The organism is Vibrio sp. La 4.2.2 (assembly GCF_027586995.1).
GTDB classification, from domain to species: domain Bacteria; phylum Pseudomonadota; class Gammaproteobacteria; order Enterobacterales; family Vibrionaceae; genus Vibrio; species Vibrio mediterranei.
The window spans coordinates 276,805-291,880 of sequence record NZ_JAPPTJ010000003.1; the positions used below are offsets into that span (position 1 = coordinate 276,805).

Below are 15,076 nucleotides of genomic sequence, written 5' to 3' on the forward strand. Positions count from 1 at the left end.
ATCTCGATAGTTAAAGCCATACCACAAAAATACAATTAACAATCAAATATAACGCTGAATTACAAAACGAAATATGTCGAAATACTTTCCTTTCCATGAAAAGTAGACTCAATGGACGATGATCGTTACAGGTTATTTTTCTCTTCGCCACATCTTATAACCACTAGCGTGCATACTTTTTCCCAACAAGTGCGTCGCAACCGGTGCCGTCAGCAAAATAAATAACATGGTGCCTAGTACACGTGAGGTTACTGTAATATCCGGAATCCCCACCGCTACAGCAGCCAACAACGCTGTTAATCCCATAGTATTAGCTTTGGTTGATGCATGCATTCGGGTATAAAGATCCGGCATTCTTACCACACCAATACTAGCAACGATAACAAAAAAGGTACCGATACAGAGCAAAATTCCCGTTATGATTTCCATTACTCTTCCTCCTCTAATGTTCTCTTCGCTATAAAGCTTGAGAAAGCAATCGTGCCCAAAAATGCTACCAGGCCTAGCGTTATCGCAACGTCTAATAATGATTTTTGCCCACTATCTAAAGTATGTACTGCAATAAATCCAACGGTAATGAATGCAATCAAATCGAGTGCAACCACTCTATCCGCCAAGGTCGGTCCTAATATTAACCTGATCAACACCATCACCAAGCTAAATAATAATCCAGCGTAAGAAATGGTAATAGTAAACTGTAACCAACTATCCACGAGTCACCTCCAAAATACGCTTTTCCATCCCTTGCTTAATAGTTTGAATAACCTCTTCATGTTTAGGTGCGAACATAGCGTGAACGACCAAGTGTTTTTTATCTTCTGTGACATCCAAACTTAAACTGCCTGGCGTTAGTGACACCATATTAGCCAGTAGCGTAATTTCTAAGTCTGTCGTCACATCCAGAGGCACATAAACAATATCCGGGTCACTCAAGTGTGTTGGCGTCACCACATCCCAAACCACTTGAGCTGCGGAAATCACCATCTCATAGCAGAAGCACAGAAACAGCTTAATCACCGCACTGAAACGTGTGAAATAAGTAGATTTCATTCCAAATGGTTGACTTAGTCTCAAAGCAAAGAAGCCAACCGTAAACCCAACCACGAAATTTAGACCACTGTATTCGCCGTTGATCAGCATCCAAGCACCTGCTAGGAAAACATTGAGGAAAAAGTAGTTCATGCTCCACCTCCTAAGACCGCATTGATGTAGGCACTCGGGTCTAGTAACTGCTCTGCTGCTCCCATGGCTAGCTGGAAAAAAGGCTCTGCAATGAATCCAAACAACAGCGCCATTGATGTCAGGCTGATGATAGGTGCGTAATACAACACCTTGGTTTTCTTACACAGTTTTTTCGCCGGCTTATTTTCTGGTTGTGGCTTCCAAAACGCTTCGCTCCAAATTTTGGTCATCGAAAACAGTGTCAGTAGCCCAACAAATAGAGCTGTACCCGCTAGCCAATAATACTCAACGTGTAGACTGTCTCGAATAACCAGAAACTTACCCCAGAAACCTGACAGAGGAGGAAAGCCTGCAAGTGAAAACGCTGGGATAAGGAACAGAAACGCCAGCAATGGTGTCGATTTGTATACCCCGCCTAAGTGGCGCAATTCACTCGTGCCATACTTGCGTTCTAATACCCCACCAATCAGAAACAGGTTCGACTTCACGATAATATGGTGGACGATGTAGAAGATCGTTCCAGCAAGCGCTAACGGTGTCGCAATGGCTAGACCCATTGCCATATAACCAAGCTGGCTAATACTGTGGAACGACAAGATCTTCTTTACGTTGAACTGACTCGCCGCACCTAAAACGCCAGCCAACATAGTTAACCCAGCAATCCATAACATTAATGGTTGCCAACCACTGTCCGACAAAGGAAACACAAGGGTGAACATCCGCATAAGCGCATAGATGCCAACTTTAGTCAGTAGTGCAGCAAACAGAGCAACAACACCACTCGGTAACGTATGGTATGACGCTGGTAACCAGGCAAACAGTGGAAAGAATGCCGACTTAATGGCGAACGCAAACAAAAATAGCACCGCCACCGTTGACTGAGTTTGCGGGTGAATGGATGCGACTTTCCCATGCAAGTCAGCAAGATTCAAAGTGCCCGTTGCCCCATAAAGCAAACCAATCGCCAGCAAGAACATTAGCGTTGAGATCAAATTCAACATTACGTACTTAACGGCTCCATCTACCTGTTCACGAGTGGCATCCAGTACCATTAATCCGAACGAGGCAATCAGCATCACTTCAAACCAGACATATAGGTTGAATATATCCCCCGTTAAGAACGCCCCGTAAACACCTGCCAATAGAATATGGATTAATGAATGGAACAAGCTATACGATGGTTTAGGTCGTAAATCTGCCATGGCATAGAATACGATGATTACCCCAATGAAAGCAGTCATGACTACCATGCCTGCACTCAGCATATCGGCGACAAATACGATACCAAATGGCGCCGCCCACTGACCAAACGCGACCGCTTGTGGGCCCAAAGTAGTGACATCGGCAAACAGCATTACGCTGGCGAGCAAGGTGATTAGCGCACTAACACCACTAATCCACTCAACGTATCTCACATGATTGCGACTAAAGAAAACTAAAGCCGAAGTAAGCACTGAGAGAACGACAGGTAACGTTAACCAAAGCGACATTACTGCTCCTCCTCTGAATACGTCATTTGATCAATATCCGCTGTTAAGGACTCTTGATAGGCTCGATAAAACAGCACAAGCGTGAACACCAATAAACCAAACCCAATAACAATCGCCGTTAAAATCAATGCTTGAGGTAATGGGTTTGCAGCACCTATAGGCGGCACAACTGCATTAGCATCAATCAATGGTGGCTCACCTACTGTCAGCCTACCCGCTGTAAAGATCGCCATATTGACAGCACTACTCAGCATAATTAAGCCAAATAGAACGCGTAACAAATGGCGCTCGAGCATCAAATAGATCCCAGCGGCAACAAACACCCCTACGACCACACTCCATAAAATTTCCATTAGTTAAGCTCCTCACTGACGTGCAGTACCATTCCCATAACACCACCAATAACACCCAGATAAATACCAATATCAAAGATCAATGGTGTGCCGAGCGGAAGTACATCTTTCCACCACAACCCAGTCAAGAAAGGTAAGTTGAATAACAAGCTGATAACGCCTGCGATAAAGCTCAGCAATACGCCAAACATAGCAATACTGAATGGCGCGAAGTGCAATCGCTCACGCACATACTTGGGAGACTCTGCAAACATCAGTAGTGATAAACCAATCACTGCGATAAGCGCACCGATAAAGCCACCACCAGGCGAGTTGTGTCCTCGCATCAGGAGATAGAGTGAGAACACCAACATCAAAGCAGCAACGATATGCGAAGCAGTACCAAAGATCAGCGACTGAATGTTCTTGTAGGTCACACTACCCGGCTTCAGTAGACTGACCGCACATAGCCCAGCCATTACCACCACAACCACTTCACCAAAGGTATCGAACGCACGGAAGTCCACTAGAATTACGTTCACAATATTGCGCCCGTGACCGCCAGGAACGCTGTTGTTAGAAAAGAACTCTGCCACACTGGTATCCATCGGCTGTGAAGTAATGTTGATAAGCAGCATAGTGATGGCAAAACCAATCACACTAGCAACCACTGCGTGGAGCGTTTTTCTTTTTATTGAATGTTGACGAACCGTGGCCAGCTTAGGCACATGACGCATCAGCAAGACCAAAAACACCACCATTAGCGTTTCTACCAAAAGTTGCGTCTTAGCCACATCAGGAGCGCTGTAGATCATAAACACCAAAGTTGTCATGAAGCCGATCATTCCTAACGCCGCAACCGCAAGAAGTTTCGTCTTAGAAACAATGACGACAACCGTAGAGACAATAAGCAGTAATGCTACTGCAAACTCGTAGAACTTAACGTCAACAAGTTGGTTAATCATAACGTCCGAAGAAATATGAACTTGAGATACCAGTAGTACTGCTAACGCTGAAAATGAAATCAACCCATAAAAACTCATGCGCTTTCGCTGCATCAGATTAGTTTGCCAAGACGCAAATGCCATCATTCCTTTTAGCAAACCATCAAACACCTTGTTCGCATTAGGCAAAGTGATAGATAACCGTGTCCACTGAGCGAGTAGCCAAGGGTAAATCTTATACACTGAGACACCTAGCAAGAGCGTCACCGCACTTAACACCAGAGGCAGATTAATGCCATGCCATAACTTGAGTGGCTCTGGCTCCGATATCGGAGCAATCGAGGTCACGCCGGGCAAAATAACTTGTTCATTAAGCCAGCCAAGCCCCAGTACCGTCGCGAGTACACTAACTAGCGCAAGCGTAATTGGAGGAAGCCACAGCCCCTTATTTACCTCAATAGGTTTGGCTGGTGTTGGTTCACCCTGGTATTTCCGTGAGAAGGGCTTTATTAGAAGAGCAAGCACCAACGTAACGGTCAGTGCATTGACCACCAGCATTAACAGTACCGCTAACGAGCTCACTTCCAAACCAGCTTTGTACATGTACTCTTTACTCAAAAAACCTGGTAGTGGCGGAACGCCCGATGTAGATAGCGCCGCGATAAATGCAGCCACAAAGCTAATTTGTAATACCGGACGTAATCCACGAAGCACCCCAACCTCACGAGTCCCTGTCGCCTTATCGATGTTGCCAATCACCATGAACAAGCCCGCTTTATACATCGAGTGAGCAACGATCAACATTAATGCAGACTTAAGCGCCAAATCGGTACCAATACCTAACAAAAACGTCAGCTTGCCGAGAACGACTGTTGTACTGTAGGCAAGCATTAGTTTTAGGTCGGTCTGTTTTAAAGCTAAAACAGCACACCAAAGCGCCGTGAAACCACCCATTGTTGTTAGTGTATAAAACCAAACCTCACTGTGGGCGTAAATGGGCGAAAGCAGAGCTAATAAAAAGATCCCGGCTTTCACCATCGTTGCCGAGTGCAGATAAGCACTCACAGGTGTTGGTGCTGCCATCGCATTAGGTAACCAAAAATGAAACGGGAACTGCGCCGATTTCGTAAATGCACCCAATATAATGAGCACCAATGATGGAACAAACAGTGCGTGCTCATGAATGACCGACGCCTGCTGTAAAATAGTCGTCAATTGATAGCTTTCGGCCATGTTCCCTAAAAGAATCAGACCCGCTAGCATCGCTAAACCACCAGCGCCAGTAATAAGTAAAGATTGCAGTGCATTCTTTCTAGAAGTTGGGTTCTCGTGGTTAAAACCAATCAGCAAATAAGACGTAATGGTTGTTAGTTCCCAAAAAACAAATAGTAACAACACGTTATTACTGAGCACTACTCCCAGCATCGCTAACATAAATGCCGTTAAGTAAAAGTGAAATTTGAGACGGTTTGGATATTCACGCAAATAAGCCAACGCGTATATTTGCACTAAAGTACCTATACCGCTAATCAAACAGGCAAATAGAAATGATAAACCGTCGAGCCTAAAGCTGAGATCTAAGCCTAAGCTTGGAACCCACGATGCAGTCCACGCCACGCCTTCAGGGCGATACAAGTATAAGATTGAAAGAAATATCGACAGAGGAAACACAGCAAACAACGCGAATAGCTGTGAGCTATGCAGGTTTACACGCTCACCTTGTTTGCCGAGTTTATTGGACGTCAATGCAGCCTTTTCGATGTTCAAGTTAATACTCACCTTTATCTACTATATCCAAGTGAATTCACGCTAAATACCAAATTGCAGAAATAGCAAAACGGTCACTTACCATTGCAGCAACCTTATTCGATTAGTTCCATATACCCGAAGCAGTGCTTGTTTTAGATGAAGAGCTTTCTGATAGCCAACATGAAGAAATGAATAGCTAATTTAATACCAGAACAATCATTGAGCCGATTTATTAATCAATCTTTACATCCTAAACGATATAAATTCTATCCTTGGCGAGTATTTTAGTACCAGAATACAATTGTAAAGAGTCGTTGATTAGTCGTAATTCTAATTTCTGAATGTATAAGAAAGCCAATTTTTTAATATATTTATTAAAAATATCTGGAATAGATGACAGTTTGTAACGAATAGTGTCAGAAGGGATAAGTAGGATTAATGGTATTGAGATTTAAAAATAACTTTTAATTATCAGTAGCTTATAGTAAAAAACAAATCACCAACACATTAAAGAGGGTTATCAATATGATATTAGTCCTCCTTTAGTAAAAATGGTTCAACACCAGAAACTCGAAAATACCGAATAATAACTTTTGTTTTTTCAAACGATATATCAGATAGAATTAAAAGCAAGTAATAAATTGCAATTATTCCTTTCAAGATCACGTTTATAACTTAAGCAAATTCAAGTTTACTTTAGTCATTTACTAAACTTAGGAATTGGATAGTTGATTAACCTAAGAGACCAGTATGACACCACAACATTCGGTATGGTCACCCCTTTTATGGTGTAAAGACATCGATAAAAGGTCTGCTTGGGTGACGATACGAATGATAGAGGGGTGTCTATTGCTACTTTGCGCCTTTCTGTTCGCGCATTTCTTCTAATCCACCTGCGTTGTGGACATTACTAAAACCAACAGAGGTCAAATAGTCCATTGCTTTACCTGAACGATTACCACTTCGGCAATACACAACGATCGGTGTAGACTTATCGACATTAGCAAAGTACTTATCAATATCAGATAACGGATAGTTCACTGCATTTGCCAAATGACCATCAGCGAACTCATCAGGAGTGCGCACGTCCACAACCATTGCACCTTGTTCTATCATTTGCCAACCTTGTTCTGCGCGTTCAGATGCCATCACGCTAGCACTAGTCAATGCGACACAAAGTACCGACAAGGACAGTATTTTCTTCATAAATCCTCCTAAGTAATAAGGTGTTATATTAATCAAGGAGCTAGCGCAGCCTTTCAAACACTATCGTCTGATCTAACTCTTCATGATAAGGTTGGTAGTCAAAGCCTTTATCGAAAATATAGCTGGTTACAAGAGAACGTACACACGCAATGAGCTCTTCAGCATTCCAAGGCTTCTCAAAATAGTGACTAACGCCTGCCGTATTTATCGCCGTAATAGTATCGGAATGCGTGGCCTGCCCTGTTAGCAACACTTTTTTGGTTTCTTTAAATCGGCTATCTCTGGAGACTTCCGTCAGCAATTCAACCCCCGTCATCCCCGGCATGACATGGTCAGACACGATAACTGCAACGCACTCCCCGTCAGCGTCAAGATCTTCCATTAAGTCGAGAACCTCTTCTCCTGATTCGCAATCTTCAATGTTTAACCAATTCGCTAAAGGCTCCAAATCTTGAATAACCGCGCTCAAGACTTCGCGCTGGTCATCGACACAAATGACGTTAAGCTTCTCCATATGCTTCTCCTACAGGTAATTTGACTCGGAAAATGGTGCTCTCCTTATCGCTTTTTACGACAATCGTGCCACCATTTTCACTAACGATTCGTTTAACGATGGATAACCCTAGCCCTAAGCCAAACGATAGACCGCCCTTCTTAGTCGTGAAATTGGGCTGGAATATTTTTCGGCGGGTAGGTTCATCGATTTCCGGCCCATTGTTGGCAATGGTGACCAAAATTCTTTGATTCGATAACTTTGTTTGAATATCAATTTGAGGTGATTCAGTTTGCAACATGGCATCGCAAGCATTTTTAACGATATTACTCCATATCTGTACATACTCAGTGGATGCCCCTTTGATTAAAGGCAGCGTTGCGGGACGCAGTCGAACAAAAACGCGTCGTAAATCACTTTGTAATAGAGCAAGGGCTTTATTGATGGTGTCGTTGATATCAAGTAATTCATCAGGCTCCCCGTCAGTACGTCCCAGTTGCTTCACAGATTTGACGATACCCACTGTATGTTTGGCCGCGACTCGTAAATCATGAAGATCGCGCCCCATTCCCCAGTACTTTAGTGCTTGCTCAGGGTCTGCTAACCAAGAATCAGGAATCGTGTGGCTTGCAGTGGCTCTAGCTAGACGTTTCGCGAGACTTCGTTCCAATCGATATTGTGACTGTATTTGCTTGGTAAGCTGTCTTACTTCACTTGATGACGCACTTTGTCCTTGCATCAGCCCCACATCGAAGAACTGACTTGCTTCTGGATGCACCTCTTCTAGAAGTTGAATTAAATCTTGCTGTAACCGTTCTGTTTTACTGCTCACCACACCAATAGCGTTGTTAAGTTCATGCGCAATGCCGGCAGCGAGTTGTCCAAGCGTCGTCATTTGCTCCGCTGTGTGTAGACGCTGCAGGGCTTTCTCTTTTGCTAATGCTTCTTGAGTCGCACGACGCTGACGTCGCGACAGTTCGTTGACCATTACTGGCATAAACTGCGCATTGAGTGGCCCTAACGTTTCCGGCGAAACGGCAGGCGTATGCCTATCAATCCACGCTAATGTGACTTCGGTTTTTGCTATGACTGTTGACGACGCAGTCCAAGTCCCTGAAAAGAAACTATGGACCCCAATAAATGCACCAGCCGACGCAGTGAAAAGTTTGGTAAGCTTGCCGTCTTCATCACTTTCAAAGTAACCTTCCAGCTCACCTCGCAATACAAGATAAAGACGGTCATTTTGACCACTTTGACGCAGCACGACTTCATCGGCAGACAAGGTTACCTGCCGATCACTTTGCGAGAAATAATGTCGTACTAATTGCTCCATAAACTCTACCCAATATGTCCCACGGCATGTAATAGCCAAACCAATACAAAGCTAAGCAATACACCAACCACACCAAGAATCACGCCCACTTTGGCCATCTGGTTACTTTGCACATGTCCCGTTGCGTGTGCCAGTGCGTTAGGTGGCGTACTGATTGGCAGCGACATACCCAATGATGCAGCGAACGTGACGACGAGTATCAGCGTAATTTCGCCGCCCAATGGTGTCAGCGACGCCATAGACGTGCCTAACGCCGCCATAATTGGCATCAATAAGTTAGCGGTTGCGGTGTGCGACATAAAGTTTGCCATCACCAAACACAAGAAAGCAGCCCCAAACAGCACCACATATGGTGAAAAAGCATCAAATGGAATGCTATGTACAACAAGTCTTGCAAGGCCCGTTTTGTCCAAAGCTAGCCCAAGGGCGATACCACCTGACACCAGCCACAACACGTCCCAAGAGATCTTCTTGAGATCTTCTTTGTTGATAATGCCTGTAAGCGAGAAGATTGCGACTGGAATCAGTGCGACGGTGTACGAGTTCATTCCGTGGCTGGAACCCATCAGCCAAAGTACGATAGTCAATGTGAACGTAATGTAGACCATGATGGCTTTCGGCGTTTTAAGAAACTTACCTTTGATTGAAAGCTCAATTTTCTTTTGATCGGCACTATAAAGGAAGTTAATTAGCATCCAAGCTAACGCCATCATGACCACTACAAACGGCACACCAAACGCCATCCATTCACCAAAACTGATGTAGTTATCACCCACGAGATATTTAAGAGCAATAGCGTTGGGAGGCGTACCAATTGGCGTACCGATCCCTCCGATATTAGCCGCGACAGGGATACATAATGCAAACGCAATTCGTCCAGGATCTTTGGGACCAAAAACAGCGATAACAGGCGTTAAGATAGAGAGCATCATCGCCGTAGTGGCGGTATTCGACATAAACATGGAGAAGATGCCGGTTATTAACATCAAGCCTAACATGACGAATTTTGGGTCACTGCCAAATGGCTTGAGTAACACTCGCGCTAAGTTAACATCAAGGCGATATTTTGTTGCAGCCATAGCCAGAAAGAAACCACCAAGAAAAAGCATGATGATCGGACTGGCAAAAGTTGCCATGATTTCGTTATAACTAAGTAGCTCACCAAAATGGGGCTGTCCTTCATTCAGCCTGAACAGGTAAAGCCCTTTATTCGATACCAGTAACAGCTCAAGCACAATAATCACCACAGAGGTGGCGTAGATAGGGATAGGTTCGAACACCCAACACAAGGCGGCGAGAAGGAAAATCGCGATAACGCGCTGCTGGATAATGGTCAATCCGTCGAAAGGAAATGCCGATAGTGGCAAGAGCAAAACGATTAATGGGATAGATATCGGAATGATATACTTTAAATATTTTTGCATGGTACTGCTCGTCCTGAGAAATATTATACTGTGAGCAGTATCACGCCGCTATGTGTGGAGCTACTTAGCGTAGGATCAAAGTTTTTGCATATTTATCATGAAGTTTCTTGGAGTGTGAATTGGGTAACAATTTGTTATTGTTACTCACATCAGTGATTACACTTATATAAATAACACCATAACGGTTTAGCTGTAGGAAACCAGACAATGAATCCACTCACCATTCTAGATGGCGGTATGGGAAGAGAACTCAAGCGCATGGGCGCACCATTTTCTCAACCCTACTGGAGCGCACAAGCCTTAATAGAAGCGCCGCATTTTGTAGAACAGGCTCATCAGCAGTTTATTGATTCGGGTGCCGATATCATCACGACCAACAGCTATGCCTGTGTACCTTTCCATTTGGGTGATGTTCTCTATCATGAGCGAGGAACAGAGCTCGCAGGTTTGGCAGCGAAGCTGGCTAAAAATGCGGTATCACACAGTAACCGCGCAGTCACTATCGCAGGCTCCCTGCCTCCGGCATTTGGTTCTTACCGTCCAGACCTGTTCATGGCAGAGCGAGGGGCGCAGGTTTGGCAAGACTTAATGCAGGCTCAGGATGCGTATGTCGATATTTGGTTGGTCGAAACACTCTCCAGTATTGAAGAAGCACAGGTGGTATCTCAGGTACTTGCTGAGTCGACAAAGCCTAAATATTACGCGTACACCTTGTTAGATGATGTTAGCCAACTGGGTAAGCTGCGCTCAGGTGAAACAGTAGTCGATGCGGTGCAGTCTCTGCTAAAACACAACCCAGATGGCATCTTATTCAACTGCTCTATTCCAGAAGTTATTGAAGCAGCTTTAGCAGCAACGGCAAAGGTGTTAGAAAGTCACCACTCTTCAATTTGCTTGGGAGCATTCGCCAATAGCTTTACGCCAATTCAGTCTGGGCATAAAGCAAATGATGCAGTACAAGAGTTACGAGAAGTCTCTCCACAAGAGTATTTGCAGTTTGCCAAGAAATGGCAGCAGCACGGAGCGAATATTATTGGAGGTTGTTGCGGTATTGGGCCAGAACACATTGAAGTGTTGGCTAAGTGGAAAGCAAGCGTGAAATAACGCCAAGTCAATAATACAGATATGAAAAAGCCAGACGATGAATTATCTGGCTTTTAAGTCGGTTACTTGCGATGGCCTAATCGCACGGTTCCCTGAGTCGAAAACCAAAGCGCTTCCGAGCGGCGGCGGCCTAATAAGATAGGACCATCATCGTAAAACAGGAAGTTCTTCCAATACTTTTTAAACACCGACCATTTAGTTTCAATCACGTTGTACTTCTCATAACAGAAATACACTGTGACGTCGTCTTGCCAATCGATAAACTGATTCACGGCTTCAGGAAGCTCGTTCTCATCTGCTTCCCACGCAGCCATCCAATCAACATCATCTTGCCAATTGCTGTCTTTCATTGGCCAATCTTGTGAGCTTAGACGTTCTGCATCTGGGCTTTGGGCGCTGATATTTTCTTTCCAAAACTGCGCCGCACGCGCTTGAGTCATGGGTTTAATCTGTGGCCAATCTTGCTCAGGAACAGGCATTGATTGATGAGTAAAAATCCATTTTCTTTGGTATTCATCCAAAGTTGTGTAAGACATTCAGTCTCCTAATTTCTTAACCAGCCATTTTCTGTGGCTTCTTCTATCAGCAATTTTGCTTTATCCCAAAGCACTTGTGAACCTTTTTCTATACGTTGGTTCACTTGCATCACTTGTTGTTTGCTAACATTGTTTTCGATCCAGCTTTGACCATCATTATGGTAGTTCAATAACATCGGGATAAGTCTATCTAACGCCTTAGCAAATCTGGCCTCTGCCGATTCTGCTGCCTCAAACTCGCGCCAAACCGAAAATAATGCCTCTCCTTGGTCATCGGGCAACATACCAAACAAACGCTTGGCGGCTTCAAGTTCAGTTTGCTGCTGCGTTTCATATGCGGCGGTGTCGTAAACAAAAGTATCGCCAGCGTCGATTTCAACCATGTCGTGTAACAAAAGCATTTTGACGACTTTTGCAATATCGACAGGTTCGTTAGCATGCTCTTGCAACAGCAACGCCATCATGGCGACGTGCCAACTGTGCTCGGCACTATTTTCGAAACGACCATCCGCACATCGAACTCGAGTTCGGCGCAAAACGGCTTTTAACTTATCAAGCTCCATCAATAAGTTGAGTTGCTGCTCAAGTCTAGTCATTAGGATGGCTTCCAATTAGGGTTAATCAACGACGTTAACACGTGATCTTCCCATTTATCATCGATTAAAAGATAGTCTTTAGCAAAACCTTCCCGTGTGAAGCCCATCGCGTTTAATACCGCTTCACTGCGAACATTTCTAGGCATATATGATGCGGCAATACGATGCATGTTTTGCACATCGAACATATACGGTATCGCTAACTTCAACGCACGGCGCATATAGCCATGGCCTTGTGCATTTTCTGCTAAAGAGTAACCGAGGTTGCATGAGTGAAATGGAAAACGTATCAAGCTGCTAAACGAGATCGTCCCCTGCATCTGGTTCGTTTCCGCATCAAAAATTAAGCAGTAATACGCCAGCCCCAAACGGTGCAACTCTTCTAACTTCACCAATTTGGCTGCCCACGAGTCGACTTTATAAAAGTCGGCATCTCGTTTTGGTTCCCAAGGTTTGAGAAAGGTCTTGTTATCCCGAAAATACTGAGCAATCGTGTAAGCATCAGAGGGCTTAGCCGTTCTCACTAGAACATTCCCTTCGCGACGGTGCAGCTGCACCGCCGAGCTAAGATCTTCCATTAATTCTTCCTGATATTGTAATCACGTAGCTTATTGGCAATGGAGGTATGTGACACATTAAGACGCTTAGCTAACTTACGACTTGATGGGAAGGACTGATAGAGTTTTTCAAGTACACGTGATTCATAGTCCTTCATGATGTCATCGAGAGAACCATCGATGTTTAGATTAACAGAGCCGGAGTTCACACTTTCCAACTTAGGCAAATTAAAGTCTTCTAGCTCCAATGTTGACCCCGTTACCTGTGTCAACGCACGCAACACCATATTGTCTAGCTGACGCATATTGCCTGGCCATGGATAGTTGCTGAGAGACTTCACGAGTTCCTCATCAATATCAGGCTTGGCGATGCCTAGCTTATTGCTATGTTTTGCGACAAACAAATCCAATAGCGGTGCGATATCACTAGCTCTCTCGCGCAGGGGAGGAATAGTAAGCGTCAAAACATTTAATCGGTAATAGAGATCTTCTCGGAATGCACCTTGCTCTGCCAGATCCGCCAGATTATAGCGAGTCGATGCAATAATACGCACATCAACGTGTACTTCGTGCTCTTCCCCTACGCGTCTAAAGGTGCCATCTTGTAAGAAACGCAGCAATTTGATTTGTAAGTGAGGGCTCATTTCACCGATTTCATCCAATAGCACCGTACCGCCATTAGCTTGCTCGAAAATACCTTTGTGACCATGTTCATGATTAAATGAACCAGGAGCGTGACCAAACAGTTCCGTTTCTGCAACATCATCAGGCATCGATGCGCAGCTCAATACCAAAAAGGGATTAGAAGCACGATTAGAACGATTATGGCAAGCTTTCGCTAGCATTTCTTTACCGGTACCCGTTTCGCCTTCAATCAGCAGCGGTTGGTCTAACATAGCTAGCTTTTTCGCTTGACTCATCAGAGCTTTGTGACGGTTCGATACGCCAACAAAGTGCTCAAACCCTAGCGAATTGCTGTCGGCAAGTACCTCGGGCGCACTTGAGGTTGTAGTTGGGTGGATACTCATAACCGCACTGGCTAATAAAGTTTCATTCGACTCGCCAGTAATGTAAACCGGTAGGATTTCCATGGTGTAATCTAAACCATCAATAACAATGGCTTGTTTCTGTCGGGAGATCTCTCCTTCAATCCACTTGGTGAAGTTAAAGCTTGGTAATAGATGAGAGATTAACTGACCAATGGCTTCTTCTTCGCTTTTCGCAAGTAATTTCAAAGCTGCATGGTTAGCCATATCAATCGCCCCTTTAAGGTCAATTGACAATACCGGATAAGGTAAATTGGTGAGCAGTGACACGAGTTCTGTATTGTGTCGTTCGCTAGGCATAAACTGGATCTTTCGGACGTCTTTCACTCCGGAAATTCGGCGAATTTCGGCCATTAAGTCCCTAAACGTCTCGAAATCAATATCTGGACAGTTCAAGTAGATAATCCCAGATATATCGATTTCAATGCCACGCAAATCAATACTATTGGACGCAAGAATGTCCAATAGCTCGCGCGTGAGCCCCAGTCTATCTTCGCAAAAAACCTCTAAACGCACTTTGTCTTCCTATAGAAAGTGTCACGAAATGTTGACAGTAAGTGTGTATGACAAGCGGTTTCGCGTCAACAAAAACAATATGTTGGCCCTACGATTTGACTTATTTTTGTACGTTATGCAAGCAAAGTGATAACTAGTTCGCAGTTATCGCTTGTTCAAGGTCGGGATAGACGGTAACTAACTGATCTACTTTGGTAACTTTTAACAATTGGAGAACAGGTACACTCTCAGTGATAAGGCATATGGTGTCACATTGATGGGTTTTTCGCAGCGCCATCAGCGCTCCTAACGCACTGCTGTCCATAAACGTCACACTGGTTAAGTCCAATAACATGCACCGATTTAATGAATCATCTAAACCATCGATACATTGTCGAAAACTCGGGACAGTTTTAGCATCAAAGTGCGGCGCGTCAACTTCGATAACGGTGTGAGTTTCATTACTATAGGCAATGAACGACATCACTTTCTCCTTTTCGGATATTACTTACTCTAGATATGAATATAGTAGCATTTGTAAACTAATCCCAAATATTGCTGCAAACGTTAAGGGTGAAGGCAATCACCA

The 15,076-nt window shown here is 44.2% G+C and carries 16 protein-coding genes; 1 reads left to right on the plus strand and 15 read right to left on the minus strand.

Features of this window, described 5'->3' with window-relative positions:
• Window positions 1–132 precede the first annotated feature (132 nt).
• From mnhG to OH456_RS07650, 10 genes are all read right to left on the minus strand, one after another.
• Window positions 133–429 carry a monovalent cation/H(+) antiporter subunit G gene (gene mnhG / locus OH456_RS07605; protein WP_031494385.1) on the minus strand — a complete coding sequence of 99 codons (297 nt, stop codon included), beginning with the start codon at window positions 427–429 and terminating at the stop codon, window positions 133–135.
• Window positions 429–713 carry a cation:proton antiporter gene (locus tag OH456_RS07610; protein WP_038228278.1) on the minus strand — a complete coding sequence of 95 codons (285 nt, stop codon included), beginning with the start codon at window positions 711–713 and terminating at the stop codon, window positions 429–431. Before OH456_RS07610 ends, mnhG begins: the two co-directional genes overlap by 1 nt.
• On the minus strand, window positions 706–1,182 hold the full coding sequence (locus tag OH456_RS07615; RefSeq protein ID WP_006072307.1) for a Na+/H+ antiporter subunit E: 477 nt from the start codon (window positions 1,180–1,182) through the stop codon (window positions 706–708). Before OH456_RS07615 ends, OH456_RS07610 begins: the two co-directional genes overlap by 8 nt.
• On the minus strand, window positions 1,179–2,672 hold the full coding sequence (locus OH456_RS07620) for a proton-conducting transporter transmembrane domain-containing protein (RefSeq protein ID WP_270033213.1): 1,494 nt from the start codon (window positions 2,670–2,672) through the stop codon (window positions 1,179–1,181). The genes OH456_RS07615 and OH456_RS07620 overlap by 4 nt, the downstream gene beginning before the upstream one ends.
• Window positions 2,672–3,025 (minus strand): Na+/H+ antiporter subunit C, encoded by a 354-nt coding sequence (locus OH456_RS07625; RefSeq protein ID WP_006072303.1) that lies wholly within the window; start codon window positions 3,023–3,025, stop codon window positions 2,672–2,674. Before OH456_RS07625 ends, OH456_RS07620 begins: the two co-directional genes overlap by 1 nt.
• Entirely contained in the window at window positions 3,025–5,652 is a 2,628-nt protein-coding gene (mbhE, locus tag OH456_RS07630) for a hydrogen gas-evolving membrane-bound hydrogenase subunit E (RefSeq protein ID WP_270033330.1), read from the minus strand. The genes OH456_RS07625 and mbhE overlap by 1 nt, the downstream gene beginning before the upstream one ends.
• Before the next feature lie 897 nt (window positions 5,653–6,549).
• On the minus strand, window positions 6,550–6,903 hold the full coding sequence (locus OH456_RS07635) for a rhodanese-like domain-containing protein (protein ID WP_006072300.1): 354 nt from the start codon (window positions 6,901–6,903) through the stop codon (window positions 6,550–6,552).
• Window positions 6,904–6,943: 40 nt separating this feature from the next.
• A complete protein-coding gene (locus OH456_RS07640; RefSeq protein ID WP_031494351.1) occupies window positions 6,944–7,417 on the minus strand; it encodes a response regulator in 474 nt (157 codons plus the stop codon).
• On the minus strand, window positions 7,404–8,729 hold the full coding sequence (locus OH456_RS07645; RefSeq protein ID WP_270033214.1) for an ATP-binding protein: 1,326 nt from the start codon (window positions 8,727–8,729) through the stop codon (window positions 7,404–7,406). Before OH456_RS07645 ends, OH456_RS07640 begins: the two co-directional genes overlap by 14 nt.
• A gap of 5 nt (window positions 8,730–8,734) precedes the next feature.
• Entirely contained in the window at window positions 8,735–10,153 is a 1,419-nt protein-coding gene (locus OH456_RS07650) for an SLC13 family permease (protein ID WP_006072295.1), read from the minus strand.
• Window positions 10,154–10,360: 207 nt separating this feature from the next.
• On the opposite strand from OH456_RS07650, the gene OH456_RS07655 reads away from it, so the two are divergent.
• On the plus strand, window positions 10,361–11,257 hold the full coding sequence (locus OH456_RS07655; RefSeq protein WP_038228272.1) for a homocysteine S-methyltransferase family protein: 897 nt from the start codon (window positions 10,361–10,363) through the stop codon (window positions 11,255–11,257).
• Between the two features lie 62 nt (window positions 11,258–11,319).
• On the opposite strand, the gene OH456_RS07660 is transcribed toward OH456_RS07655, so the two are convergent.
• From OH456_RS07660 to OH456_RS07680, 5 genes are all read right to left on the minus strand, one after another.
• Window positions 11,320–11,793, minus strand: coding sequence for a DUF2947 domain-containing protein (locus OH456_RS07660; protein WP_006072292.1), 474 nt, complete (start codon window positions 11,791–11,793; stop codon window positions 11,320–11,322).
• Window positions 11,794–11,801: 8 nt separating this feature from the next.
• Complete coding sequence (locus OH456_RS07665; protein WP_062460027.1) at window positions 11,802–12,389, minus strand: HD domain-containing protein; 588 nt, start codon at window positions 12,387–12,389, stop codon at window positions 11,802–11,804.
• Window positions 12,389–12,967, minus strand: coding sequence for a ribosomal protein S5-alanine N-acetyltransferase (gene rimJ / locus OH456_RS07670; protein ID WP_006072288.1), 579 nt, complete (start codon window positions 12,965–12,967; stop codon window positions 12,389–12,391). The genes OH456_RS07665 and rimJ overlap by 1 nt, the downstream gene beginning before the upstream one ends.
• A complete protein-coding gene (gene tyrR, locus OH456_RS07675) occupies window positions 12,967–14,508 on the minus strand; it encodes a transcriptional regulator TyrR (protein WP_038228270.1) in 1,542 nt (513 codons plus the stop codon). The genes rimJ and tyrR overlap by 1 nt, the downstream gene beginning before the upstream one ends.
• A gap of 133 nt (window positions 14,509–14,641) precedes the next feature.
• Entirely contained in the window at window positions 14,642–14,971 is a 330-nt protein-coding gene (locus OH456_RS07680; RefSeq protein ID WP_006072285.1) for an STAS domain-containing protein, read from the minus strand.
• Between the last annotated feature and the right edge of the window lie 105 nt (window positions 14,972–15,076).

Coding starts and splice junctions, on each gene's coding strand:
- mnhG (WP_031494385.1), bottom strand. CDS start 429: ATGGAAATCATAACGGGAATTTTGCTCTGTATCGGTACCTTTTTTGTT.
- OH456_RS07615 (WP_006072307.1), bottom strand. CDS start 1,182: ATGAACTACTTTTTCCTCAATGTTTTCCTAGCAGGTGCTTGGATGCTG.
- OH456_RS07620 (WP_270033213.1), bottom strand. CDS start 2,672: ATGTCGCTTTGGTTAACGTTACCTGTCGTTCTCTCAGTGCTTACTTCG.
- OH456_RS07625 (WP_006072303.1), bottom strand. CDS start 3,025: ATGGAAATTTTATGGAGTGTGGTCGTAGGGGTGTTTGTTGCCGCTGGG.
- OH456_RS07635 (WP_006072300.1), bottom strand. CDS start 6,903: ATGAAGAAAATACTGTCCTTGTCGGTACTTTGTGTCGCATTGACTAGT.
- OH456_RS07640 (WP_031494351.1), bottom strand. CDS start 7,417: ATGGAGAAGCTTAACGTCATTTGTGTCGATGACCAGCGCGAAGTCTTG.
- OH456_RS07645 (WP_270033214.1), bottom strand. CDS start 8,729: ATGGAGCAATTAGTACGACATTATTTCTCGCAAAGTGATCGGCAGGTA.
- OH456_RS07650 (WP_006072295.1), bottom strand. CDS start 10,153: ATGCAAAAATATTTAAAGTATATCATTCCGATATCTATCCCATTAATC.
- OH456_RS07655 (WP_038228272.1), top strand. CDS start 10,361: ATGAATCCACTCACCATTCTAGATGGCGGTATGGGAAGAGAACTCAAG.
- OH456_RS07660 (WP_006072292.1), bottom strand. CDS start 11,793: ATGTCTTACACAACTTTGGATGAATACCAAAGAAAATGGATTTTTACT.
- OH456_RS07665 (WP_062460027.1), bottom strand. CDS start 12,389: ATGACTAGACTTGAGCAGCAACTCAACTTATTGATGGAGCTTGATAAG.
- rimJ (WP_006072288.1), bottom strand. CDS start 12,967: ATGGAAGATCTTAGCTCGGCGGTGCAGCTGCACCGTCGCGAAGGGAAT.
- OH456_RS07680 (WP_006072285.1), bottom strand. CDS start 14,971: ATGTCGTTCATTGCCTATAGTAATGAAACTCACACCGTTATCGAAGTT.